This is a genomic window from Terribacillus sp. AE2B 122 (assembly GCF_902497585.1).
In the GTDB taxonomy this organism is placed as follows: Bacteria; Bacillota; Bacilli; order Bacillales; family Amphibacillaceae; genus Terribacillus; species Terribacillus saccharophilus_A.
In genome coordinates, this window is sequence record NZ_LR700952.1 from 58,633 (window position 1) to 70,012 (window position 11,380).

Below are 11,380 nucleotides of genomic sequence, written 5' to 3' on the forward strand. Positions count from 1 at the left end.
TTTGCGCGGTTCCACTCTATTTGGGCGAGCCCATACGGCTTCCCCAGCTTCACTCAGATAACGGCGAGAACCGCTTTTACCTACTATTATTTCGGCAAAAGACTCCGAGGCGCATTTCAGCAAAAGCTCTCCAAAGCCGCTCGCAGCGTATGCGGCTCTCTCTGGATGGAAAGACAGATGCGTACTTCTCCTCTTCTACGTTCGAATGTGTAGTACTACTATATTATATTTCAGCAAAAAAGTGAATATTTTACTTTGTCAGTTGTTCGATTGCTGCGCGAAGACGATTTTGGACAACTGTCTCGCCAAGCAAGTGAATGGAGTCTGGCAGTTCTGGACCATGTGTTACGCCAGTTGTAGCAACACGAATCGGCATGAAGAGCTTTTTGCCTTTTTGACCAGTCTGTTTTTGTGTCGATTTGATCGCACCTTTGATTGTATCCGGTTCGAATGCTTCCAATGCTGAAAGCTGTTCGGAGAATGCTTTCAAGACTTCCGGTACTTGTTCATCCTGAAGTACTGCCAATGCTTCTTCATCATAAACGATTTCTTCCTGGAAGAATAACTCCGTCAACTCGACAATCTCCGCACCATAGTTCAACTGGTCTTTGTAAAGAGCGATAAGCTCTGCTGCCCAGTCACGGCGGGAATCTTCCATGTTCTCAGGAAGTTTGCCTGCCTGGATCAAATGCGGCAATGTCAATTTCTCGATACGACCAGCATCTTCTGATTTGATGTATTGGTTGTTCATCCATTTCAGCTTCTGCGGATCGAAGATTGCAGCAGAAGTGGAAAGACGATTCGGATCGAAAATCTTGATGATTTCATCTTTGGAGAAGATTTCTTCTTCTCCGACTGGTGACCAGCCAAGCAAACTGATGAAGTTAAACATCGCTTCCGGCAGGTAACCTAGGTTCTTATATTGCTCGATGAACTGCAGGATATGCTCATCACGTTTAGACAGCTTCTTACGGTTTTCGTTAAGAATCAATGTCATATGTCCGAATTGTGGTGCTTCCCAGCCGAATGCTTCGTAAATCATAAGCTGTTTCGGTGTATTGGAGATATGCTCTTCTCCGCGGAGGATATGCGAGATCTCCATTAGATGGTCATCGACTGCCACAGCAAAGTTATACGTTGGGATGCCGTTCTTTTTCACGATAACCCAGTCGCCGAAGTCACTGGACTCGAAGCTGATCTCATCACGTACAATATCGTTAAATTTGTATGTTTTATTTTCCGGCACTCGGAAACGGATACTTGGCTGTCTGCCTTCCGCTTCAAACTTCTCTTGCTGCTCCGGTGTCAGATCACGATGCACACCAGAATACTTAGGAACTTGTCCATTCGCCTTTTGTTCCTCGCGCTCTTTCTCTAGTTCCTCTTCTGTCACGTAGCATTTGTAAGCTAGACCACGGTCCAGCAATTCATCTACATACTTCTTATAGATATCCAGGCGTTCCAATTGACGGTATGGTCCGTATTCACCGCCGATATCGGCACCTTCGTCCCATTTGATACCAAGCCATTTCAGGTAGCTGAACTGGCTTTCCTCGCCGCCTTCAACATTTCGTTTTTGATCCGTATCTTCTGTGCGGACGATGAATTTGCCATCATGATGACGGGCATATAAATAGTTGAATAGTGCAGTTCGTGCGTTTCCAATGTGCAAATGTCCAGTCGGACTCGGCGCATAGCGCACACGTACAGGTTTTGACATATGAATAACTCCCTTTCGATTATGTTAGGCTTGCTGCAAAAGGACGACTGCTTGCGCAGCTATTCCTTCCTTCCGGCCAGTGAAGCCAAGCTGTTCTGTCGTTGTTGCTTTCACATTGATCTGACCCGGTTCTGCATCGAGCATCCCCGCTACGTTTTCACGAATCTGATCGATATATGGAGCCATTTTCGGTGCTTGTGCAATAACTGTGCAATCCAAGTTCCCTAATTTGTATCCTTTTTCTTTTACAAGCTGCCATACATGCCGCAGCAGTACTTCCGAGTCTGCATCCTTGAAAGCAGGATCAGTATCCGGGAAATGCTTGCCGATGTCACCCAGTGCCAAAGCACCAAGACACGCATCTGCAATCGTATGTAATAGTACATCCGCATCTGAATGGCCTAGCAATCCAAGTTCGTAAGGAATTGTAATCCCGCCTATGATACACGGTCTATCCTCTGCAAATGCATGTACATCAAATCCTTGTCCAATTCGAAACATAATGTGACCTCGCTTTATTTACCATTTAAAAATGCTTCCGCTTTGTATAAATCCTCTGGTGTCGTAAGCTTCATATTATCATAGCTGCCTTCTACGATGAACACATCCTGATCGAGGCGTTCCACTAATGAGGCGTCATCCGTTCCCAGCACCCCATCAACCTTAGCCGATACATGCGCATCATAGATGAGCTGGTAATCAAAAGCCTGCGGTGTTTGAGCAGCCCACAGCAGCCCTCGATCCATCGTTTCCAGACGATTACCACGGCGAAGCTTGATTGTGTCTGTGACAGGCACCGCAAGTATTGCTCCGCGATGCTCAAGACATGCCTCAGCCAGGGCATGAAGTCTCTCGATTGTGACAAAGGGCCGCGCACCATCGTGTATAAAAACGATACCGGACTTATCAGGCAATGCTTCCAGACCCATCAGGACACTCTCCTGTCGCTCGCTGCCGCCTTCTGTCAGATTGATCGGCGTAGTCCATTTCTGTGCTGCTAATAGCTGCTGCATCAATTCACGATCCGAATTGCTTACAACAAGTGTGATCGATGCACACCACGGATCCTGATCGAAAACATTCAGCGTATGGACAATGAGCGGCTTTTGCCCAATTGTAAGGAATTGTTTATTATGGCCAGCCTGCATCCGTTTACCTTGCCCGGCAGCTAACACGATAGCTTGATAGTACATCTATTTTTACCGCCTTATTTTAAGTCGAATCCAAACAAAAGCGATAACATCCCATGTTATCACTTTTGTCTACTTCTATCATGTTATACTTTTTTACAATGCTTTTTCAAGTAATTTCGGCTTAGCGAAGATCATTCGGCCGGCAGAAGTCTGCAATACACTCGTGATGAGTACCTCGATTGTCTTGCCGATATAATTCTTGCCTTCCTCGACGACGATCATCGTACCGTCATCCAAGTAAGCCACACCTTGATTATGTTCTTTCCCGTCTTTGATCACCTGGACAGTCAATTCTTCACCCGGAATGACGACCGGCTTCACTGCATTCGCCAAGTCATTGATATTCAACACCGGTACATTCTGGAACTCACATACTTTGTTCAAGTTGAAATCATTTGTTACGACAATACCATTGATAACTTTTGCCAATTTGACTAGCTTGGAATCTACTTCCGGAATATCTTCAAAATCACCTTCGTAGAATTCCACTTTGACACTCGGCATCTCTTTTTGGATGCGGTTCAGTACATCGAGACCGCGACGGCCGCGGTTCCGCTTCAGCGCATCAGATGAATCAGCGATATGCTGCAATTCATTCAATACGAATTGCGGAATGACAATCGTACCCTCCAAGAAATTCGTCTCGCAAATATCTGCGATTCGCCCATCGATGATAACACTTGTATCGAGCAATTTTGACTTAGGCTGAACAGCCTGGACACTCTCTTCTCCAGCTTCTTGCTCATCCGCAGCTTTCTTCTTATCCTTTTTCGCCAAAGTCATCATATTCAAGAACTCATCCCGGCGCTTGAAGCCGACCTGGAACCCGATGTAACCAAGGAAAATTGTGACGAACAGCGGCAAGACCTCTGAAACAAGCACAAAACCAATACCGCGGATCGGAATCGTAATCAAGTAAGCTACGACCAATCCGATAATAAGCCCGATGCTGCCAAAGAACAAATCAGCAGCAGGTGTCTTGACTAGTGAGTCCTCCACCCAATGGATGAAGCCGACAATATAATCGACCACCCAAAACAGTAATAAGAATAATAGAATAGCTCCGCCAATCAATCCGACGATCGGGGAATCAAGCCAACCAATGTTGGTAAGGTTCACTAGATCCATCAATCTAGGAATGTAGAGAAACCCAACCATACCGCCTGCAACGATAATAAATAATTGCACGATTCGCTTTAACATTACTGTCACCTCCTAACAGAAAGTATTACCTGAAATAAAATATATTAGACGTAAAAATAAATAATTGCAGTTTAACCGTAGCACGTTTTAGATGCCCAGTCAATTTAGGAAACATTACATAGTAGCATAGTTTCAGAGAAGATGTCAAAAAATATTACCAATTAAGGAGAGGTTAATCCTCTCCCAAGACAATATGAAGTGCTTCACTTACGGAGTTAACTCCGACTACTTTAATACTTGCCGGGACCGTCCAGCCATCCAAATTCTTCTTCGGTACGATTGCTCGCTTAAACCCAAGCTTGGCCGCCTCTTGGACACGCTGTTCAATCCGGGATACACGTCTCACTTCACCTGTAAGACCTACTTCTCCGATCAAGACATCATCTGGCTTGGTCGGCTTGTCCTTAAAGCTGGATGCGATGCTGGCAGCTACCGCCAGATCGATGGCGGGCTCATCCAATCGCATACCGCCGGCAATCTTGACGTATGCATCCTGATTCTGCAGCATAAGTCCGACCCGTTTCTCAAGCACCGCCATTAAAAGCGGCACCCGGTTATGATCTGTACCGGTAGCCATACGGCGCGGATTTCCGAAGCTGGTTGGAGATATAAGTGCCTGGATCTCGACAAGAACAGGGCGTGTCCCTTCCATCGATGCTACAACTGTTGATCCAGCCGCACCCTGCGACCTTTCCTCCAGGAAGATTTCAGACGGGTTCGTAACTTCCCTTAATCCTTCTTCCTTCATCTCGAAGATACCCATTTCATTCGTACTTCCAAACCGATTCTTTACACTGCGCAGGATTCGGAATGTATGATGACGTTCCCCTTCGAAATAAAGAACCGCATCCACCATATGTTCAAGCATTCTAGGACCAGCGATGGCGCCTTCTTTCGTTACATGACCAACGAGGAAAATCGGAATGCCATTCGTCTTTGCTACTCGCATCAGCTCACTTGTACATTCCCGTACTTGTGTAACACTTCCCGGTGCACTGGTGACTTCTTCCCGATACACGGTCTGAATGGAATCGACTACAACAAACGCCGGCTTCACTTCTTCAATATGCCGTGTGATGTCCTGCAGATTTGTCTCCGATAACACATAGAGCTGATCTGCCTTTACACCGAGACGATCTGCTCGGAGTTTCGTCTGACGGGCAGATTCCTCTCCGGAAATATACAGAACCGGCAATTCCTTCTCTGCCAGCTGTGCACTGACTTGCAGAAGCAAGGTAGATTTACCGATACCAGGGTCTCCCCCGATAAGCACAAGCGATCCTGCTACGATACCGCCGCCGAGCACCCTGTTGAACTCCGGGAGATCCGTTGTAACTCTCGGTTCCTTTTCGGAGTGGATGGCTGTAATCGACTGAGGCTTTGCAGCTGTGGTTGTTGTATTTGAATGACGGAAGGCTCCGCTGCTAGCTGGTGTGACAACTTCTTCCGTAAAGGTATTCCAATTATTGCAGCTCGGGCATTTGCCCATCCATTTTGCAGATTCATATCCGCATTCCTGACATACATACTTTGTCTTTCTTTTTGCCAAACCTATCAAATCCTTCTTCATCATTTTATACGATAATTACGGCATAAAAGTTACAGAAATATATCAAACAAAATTATTAATATAGAAAAAATTACACAAATCAAAGCAAAAAGGGAGGCGAAAACACCTCCCTATTCATTATTTGCCTGTAACGACATACTTACCTTCTTTATCTACATCAATATTCACTTGTTGTCCTTTGCTGATGTTCTCGCGCAGGAGTTCCTCTGATAATAGATCTTCGATATTCTTCTGGATTGCACGGCGTAATGGCCGAGCACCATATTCCGCATCGAATCCGTCATTAGCGATCTTCTCAATAACTGCATCTGTCAGCGTGAATTCAATATCCTGCTGAGCAAGTCGTTTCTTAAGCTGATCCGCCATCAACGTCACAATATCCTTCATATGTTTCTTCTCAAGCGGATGGAATACGATCGTTTCATCAATACGGTTCAAGAATTCAGGACGGAAGGCTTTTTTCAGCTCTTCTGTCACTTTCGCTTTCATATCCTTGAAGTTCTGATCTTCGCTATCCATTGTGAAACCAAGTGACTTGCTGCGTTTCAGCTCACTAGCACCTACATTGGACGTCATAATCAGAATCGTATTGCGGAAATCGACCAAACGACCTTTTGAATCTGTCAAACGGCCATCTTCCAATACTTGAAGCAAAATGTTGAATACTTCAGGGTGCGCTTTTTCCACCTCATCAAGCAATACAACAGAATATGGTTTACGACGGACCTTCTCAGTAAGCTGTCCGCCCTCTTCATAACCTACATATCCTGGAGGAGAACCGACAAGACGTGCAGTGGAATGGCGTTCCATGTATTCCGACATGTCGATACGGATCATCGCATCTTCGTCACCGAACATTGAATCTGCCAAAGCACGCGCTAATTCCGTTTTACCGACACCTGTAGGTCCAAGGAAAATGAATGACCCAATCGGGCGTTTCGGATCCTTAAGACCAGCACGTGCACGACGAATTGCTTTGGAGATAGCAACAACGGCTTCGTCTTGCCCGATGACACGTCCATGAAGTGTCTGCTCCATGTTAAGCAAACGTTCTGACTCATCCTTAGTAAGCTTGGCAACAGGTACACCAGTCCAGATGGAAACAACAGAAGCAATATCTTCTACAGTGACTTCACTGCTTTCCTGACCCTGTTTTTCTTTCCACTGGTCTTTCGTTTGATCTAGCTGATCACGAAGGCGCTGCTCTGTATCGCGAAGAGAAGCCGCTTTTTCGAATTCCTGGCTTTGAACAGCTGCGTCTTTCTCTTTACGCACTTCCTCTAGCTTTTGCTCAAGTTCTTTCAAATTTGGCGGAGCTGTGTAAGAGCGCAAGCGCACTTTAGAAGCTGCTTCATCAACCAAGTCGATTGCTTTATCCGGAAGGAAGCGGTCTGTGATATAACGATCAGAAAATTCTGCTGCTGCACGGATAGCCTCATCTGTAATCGTTACACGGTGATGGGCTTCATATCTGTCACGCAGACCGGTAAGGATCTGAACAGATTCTTCAACAGATGGTTCATCAACTTGGATAGGCTGGAAACGACGCTCCAACGCTGCATCCTTTTCGATATATTTGCGGTATTCATCCAATGTAGTAGCACCGATGCACTGCAGTTCACCACGTGCAAGGGATGGCTTCAGAATATTGGAAGCATCAATTGCTCCTTCTGCTCCACCTGCACCAATAAGTGTATGCAGTTCATCAATGAAGAGGATGATATTCCCCGCCTGGCGAATTTCTTCCATCACTTTCTTCAAGCGATCCTCAAATTCTCCGCGATATTTCGTACCAGCTACAACAGTACCCATATCAAGCGTCATGACACGCTTATCCCGAAGAATTTCCGGTATCTCGTTATTGATGATCTGCTGCGCAAGTCCCTCAGCTACTGCTGTCTTACCGACACCCGGCTCCCCGATCAAGACAGGGTTATTTTTCGTCCGGCGGCTAAGAACTTGAATAACACGCTCGATTTCTTTCTCGCGCCCGATAACTGGATCGATATTGCCTTCTTTGGCAATCGCCGTAAGATCTCTTGCCAAACTATCAAGTGTAGGCGTATTCGCTCTAGCAGACTGGCTGCCACGCTGTTTCCCAGCAGAAGACTCATTGCTGCCCAATAGCTGCAGCACTTGTTGACGAGCTTTATTTAAGCTGACACCGAGGTTATTCAGCACGCGTGCCGCAACACCTTCACCCTCGCGGATCAAACCTAGAAGGATATGCTCAGTGCCCACATAGGAATGTCCAAGCTTTCTCGCTTCATCTAAGGAAAGCTCAATTACTTTCTTCGCACGTGGTGTGTAATAAGGTGTACCCGTGATCTTCTGGCCGCGCCCAATCAGCTGCTCAACCTCTTCCTGAATACGTTCTGTTTCCAATCCCAGTGTTGTAAGAGCTTTAGCGGCAATGCCTTCCCCTTCGCTCACAAGACCCAATAGGATATGTTCTGTACCGATATTGTTATGTCCCAGACGCACTGCTTCTTCTTGTGCAAGTGCAAGGACCTTTTGTGCTCTTTCAGTGAAACGTCCAAACATCATAGGAATTCCTCCTTGGTCAGTCAGTTATTTTCTAAATGCAACCTCTCTCTAATGAGGGAAGCACGTAATACATCTCGTTCTCTGCCAGATAAGCTCCTTTTTGCATAATGCTGCAAGAAGCCTGGCTGTATTAATACCATTAATTCATTAAGTATGGATTGAGGCATATCTTGTATATACCCAATATCAATGCCTAATCTAACATCCGATAAACAAGTTGCTGCTTCCTTTGATTCAATTATACGGCTGTGCAGCAATGTACCATAAGAACGAAAGACCCGATCCTCCAGCTGGATACTCAGCTCCTCTGTCAAAGTCTCGCGAGCCTGCCTCTCCTGCTCGATCAACTGGCTCACTACACTCTCCAAATCCTCGACAATATCCTGTTCTGATTTCCCCAGAGTGATCTGGTTGGAAATTTGATAGATATTGCCTTGCGCCTCGCTGCCTTCGCCATAAATACCGCGTACGACAAGTCCTAGCTGGTTGATTGCTGGTGTCAGCCGATTCATTTGATGTGTCATGGTCAAAGCAGGCAGATGCATCATTACCGAGGCTCTAAGTCCAGTGCCTACATTCGTTGGGCAAGTAGTCAGATACCCTCTTTCCTCATCAAATGCATATGTTATCTTCCGCTCAAGCCAATCATCCACTTCAAAAGCTTCTGAAAGTGCTTTTCGCAGCTGAAAGCCTGGTAAATACAGCTGAATCCGCAGATGATCTTCTTCATTTACCATGATAGAGACTTGTTCGCTTTCGGATAGCAAAACTCCTGCCTCCTCCGCATGTTCTGCTAAATGCGGACTTATCAAGTGTTTTTCGACGAATACCTTCTTCTCTATCGGTGACAGATCTGCAATACGTAAGAATTGCATTGTTCCTCGTTCATTAAAATCAGTGTCTTGATAGCTCTCCTGGAAGAAATTAAGCACGTCATCTAAATCCTCTGCCTTAGCAATTAAAGGGAACGTGCGATTTTCAAAGTTTCTGGCCAGGCGGATTCGGCTGCTCATGACTATATCACAGTCCGGTCCGTTTTCTTTCATCCAAGGGCTGATGGCATCACTCATGAAATTCTCTAGTGACATTAGCTCTCACCCTCTTCCTGTCCGTCTTTCTGCTGCTCCAGCAAACGAATCTTATCGCGGAGCTCCGCTGCTTTTTCAAATTCTTCTTCCTGAATGTATTGCTGCATGGATTCCCGGTATGCTGCAATCTTCCGTTTTTTCTCTATACCGCTACCCATCCGCTTTGGTATCTTACCTTCGTGTTTTGTATTGCCACTGTGTACACGGCGGAAGATAGGATTCAGATTGTCTTCGAAAGTTTCATAGCAAGAAGCACAGCCAAATTTTCCTATTCGGGTGAACTCATTATATGTCAGCCCGCACTTCGGGCAAGCAAGTGCTGCTGGCGCTTGGGCGAAGTGTTTATGTCCTTGAGCAGTCGATGGGTTCATATGGAATAGACCAGATAATAAGTTATGCAGGGAATACCCTTCTTGGCCGTAGGAGACATATCCATTTTCTTTCGCACAATGCTCGCAAACATGCATTTCCGTCTTCTGTCCGTTGACGACATTTGTTAAATGCAAGGTTGCTGGTCTTATATGACACTCTTGACATTCCATCCTAATACCCTCCTTATCTGACTAGTACTTGATAGCAGTCAGCATTGAAACCAAAATACGGGTCCTGACTTCATCACGAAGCGGAAGAGGAAAGGCTAGTGTCTCCCGGCTGGTTGCTCTAAGCATGATTTTCGCTTCCCGTTCAGTTAATATCTTCTCTTCAGCAAGCCGTTCGATGATACTATTAGCAGTCTGCTGTGAAACTCGCGGCTGCACCATTTCAATTACATCGTCTATCAAACTTGCTTCTGTATGATGCTTTACCCGAATGATACGAATATAACCGCCGCCGCCACGCTTACTCTCGACAAGATATCCTTTCTCAACAGTGAATCTCGTCTTTATTACATAATTGATTTGGGAGGGCACGCACTGAAAACGGTTAGCCACTTCACTTCTCTTTATTTCCACTTCCTGCGTATCTGTTGATTGAAGAATCTGCTTTAGATAAGCCTCGATGATGTCCGATATATTGCTCACACAAGTCGCCTCCCTTCCTTTGACTTTGACTATCTTTGACTTTATTATATACATTTTGCAGGAGGAATGCAAAGCTCTACTTCCCTAGCATAGCCTCTAATAACAGAAAAAAACCCTTAAAAGGGTTTTAACTTTTCACTGTACTAACTGATCGGATATTTGATAGGTTGGTAAGTTCCTCAAAGAGCTCCATTTCATTTATAGCGTAACGTGTTGCCAGCTCAACATGTAACATTCTGCTGTCTTGATGATGTTTTCTCATCTTCATGTTAGTTAACGCTAGATGATGACGTTCGAGTATTTCCATAATAGGTGCTACACCTTCTTCTCTATCCAGTTCAATTTCCAGACGATATACTTTTTGCTTTTTACTTGATAAAAACAGCTTCTCAAAATTATTCAAGAAGATAAGAATCAACAAAATGATAATAGTAGTGAATACTGCTTCCATGTACATTCCTGCACCAATAACGAGTCCAAGTCCTGCTACCGTCCAAACAGATGCAGCTGTCGTAAGTCCTCGCACTGTCGTACCATTTACCAGTATTGTTCCTGCACCTAGGAAACCGATACCGCTGATCACATATGAAGGTATACGTGCGGGATCAAACTGCACATAGTCATGCTCCTCACTGAAGGCTGTAAAACCATATAAAGATAGGATCATCATCAGACAAGACCCTACGCCAACGAGGATATGCGTGCGCAAACCAGCATGGTGATTGCCCAGCCCCCGTTCCATCCCGATAGCTCCGGAGAGGAATACTGCTATTATAATTTTCATCATTACAGTTAAAAATTGTTCATCAAAGTACTGCTCCATCTGTGCTTCCCTTCTTTCTCTCTTATTACATTATATGAATATCGACATATTAGTATGAAGTATTTATATCCCCTAATCGTCAGAAGTATAAAGCAAGACATACAAAAAAGCTCCTGATAAGTTATAGAATAACCTATCAGGAGCTTTCATTTTGCCTGGCAACGTCCTACTCTCGCAGGGCGAACCCAACTACCATCGGCGCTGAAGAGCTTAA

The 11,380-nt window shown here is 45.2% G+C and carries 10 protein-coding genes and 1 other annotated feature (1 of these 11 cut by a window edge); all 10 genes read right to left on the reverse strand.

Annotated elements, in window-relative coordinates:
• Window positions 1-207: a binding site (T-box leader), on the reverse strand (it extends 13 nt beyond the left edge of the window).
• A 43-nt stretch (window positions 208-250) separates the two neighbouring features.
• The 10 genes from gltX to AE2B122_RS18300 all read right to left on the reverse strand — a co-directional run bounded on the left by gltX (window position 251) and on the right by AE2B122_RS18300 (window position 11,166).
• A complete protein-coding gene (gene gltX, locus AE2B122_RS18255; RefSeq protein WP_095220638.1) occupies window positions 251-1,720 on the reverse strand; it encodes a glutamate--tRNA ligase in 1,470 nt (489 codons plus the stop codon).
• A gap of 24 nt (window positions 1,721-1,744) precedes the next feature.
• Window positions 1,745-2,221 (reverse strand): 2-C-methyl-D-erythritol 2,4-cyclodiphosphate synthase, encoded by a 477-nt coding sequence (gene ispF / locus AE2B122_RS18260; RefSeq protein ID WP_038565107.1) that lies wholly within the window; start codon window positions 2,219-2,221, stop codon window positions 1,745-1,747.
• A 14-nt stretch (window positions 2,222-2,235) separates the two neighbouring features.
• Window positions 2,236-2,913 (reverse strand): 2-C-methyl-D-erythritol 4-phosphate cytidylyltransferase, encoded by a 678-nt coding sequence (gene ispD, locus AE2B122_RS18265; RefSeq protein WP_095220636.1) that lies wholly within the window; start codon window positions 2,911-2,913, stop codon window positions 2,236-2,238.
• Window positions 2,914-3,006: 93 nt separating this feature from the next.
• Entirely contained in the window at window positions 3,007-4,116 is a 1,110-nt protein-coding gene (locus AE2B122_RS18270; RefSeq protein ID WP_095220635.1) for a PIN/TRAM domain-containing protein, read from the reverse strand.
• Window positions 4,117-4,288: 172 nt separating this feature from the next.
• A complete protein-coding gene (gene radA, locus AE2B122_RS18275; RefSeq protein ID WP_095220634.1) occupies window positions 4,289-5,665 on the reverse strand; it encodes a DNA repair protein RadA in 1,377 nt (458 codons plus the stop codon).
• A 138-nt stretch (window positions 5,666-5,803) separates the two neighbouring features.
• Window positions 5,804-8,233 carry an ATP-dependent protease ATP-binding subunit ClpC gene (clpC, locus tag AE2B122_RS18280; protein ID WP_095220633.1) on the reverse strand — a complete coding sequence of 810 codons (2,430 nt, stop codon included), beginning with the start codon at window positions 8,231-8,233 and terminating at the stop codon, window positions 5,804-5,806.
• A gap of 20 nt (window positions 8,234-8,253) precedes the next feature.
• Window positions 8,254-9,321: a protein arginine kinase gene (locus AE2B122_RS18285; protein ID WP_175074964.1), complete on the reverse strand. Its 1,068-nt coding sequence runs from the start codon at window positions 9,319-9,321 to the stop codon at window positions 8,254-8,256.
• A complete protein-coding gene (locus tag AE2B122_RS18290) occupies window positions 9,321-9,863 on the reverse strand; it encodes a UvrB/UvrC motif-containing protein (RefSeq protein ID WP_175074965.1) in 543 nt (180 codons plus the stop codon). Before AE2B122_RS18290 ends, AE2B122_RS18285 begins: the two co-directional genes overlap by 1 nt.
• Before the next feature lie 21 nt (window positions 9,864-9,884).
• On the reverse strand, window positions 9,885-10,343 hold the full coding sequence (locus AE2B122_RS18295; RefSeq protein WP_095220630.1) for a CtsR family transcriptional regulator: 459 nt from the start codon (window positions 10,341-10,343) through the stop codon (window positions 9,885-9,887).
• 127 nt (window positions 10,344-10,470) lie between these two features.
• On the reverse strand, window positions 10,471-11,166 hold the full coding sequence (locus AE2B122_RS18300; protein ID WP_095220629.1) for an MgtC/SapB family protein: 696 nt from the start codon (window positions 11,164-11,166) through the stop codon (window positions 10,471-10,473).
• Window positions 11,167-11,380: the final 214 nt, after the last annotated feature.

Bases quoted from the DNA above. Each gene is read 5' to 3' on its own strand.
- gltX (WP_095220638.1), bottom strand. From the start codon at position 1,720: ATGTCAAAACCTGTACGTGTGCGCTATGCGCCGAGTCCGACTGGACAT.
- ispF (WP_038565107.1), bottom strand. From the start codon at position 2,221: ATGTTTCGAATTGGACAAGGATTTGATGTACATGCATTTGCAGAGGAT.
- ispD (WP_095220636.1), bottom strand. From the start codon at position 2,913: ATGTACTATCAAGCTATCGTGTTAGCTGCCGGGCAAGGTAAACGGATG.
- AE2B122_RS18270 (WP_095220635.1), bottom strand. From the start codon at position 4,116: ATGTTAAAGCGAATCGTGCAATTATTTATTATCGTTGCAGGCGGTATG.
- clpC (WP_095220633.1), bottom strand. From the start codon at position 8,233: ATGATGTTTGGACGTTTCACTGAAAGAGCACAAAAGGTCCTTGCACTT.
- AE2B122_RS18285 (WP_175074964.1), bottom strand. From the start codon at position 9,321: ATGTCACTAGAGAATTTCATGAGTGATGCCATCAGCCCTTGGATGAAA.
- AE2B122_RS18290 (WP_175074965.1), bottom strand. From the start codon at position 9,863: ATGGAATGTCAAGAGTGTCATATAAGACCAGCAACCTTGCATTTAACA.
- AE2B122_RS18300 (WP_095220629.1), bottom strand. From the start codon at position 11,166: ATGGAGCAGTACTTTGATGAACAATTTTTAACTGTAATGATGAAAATT.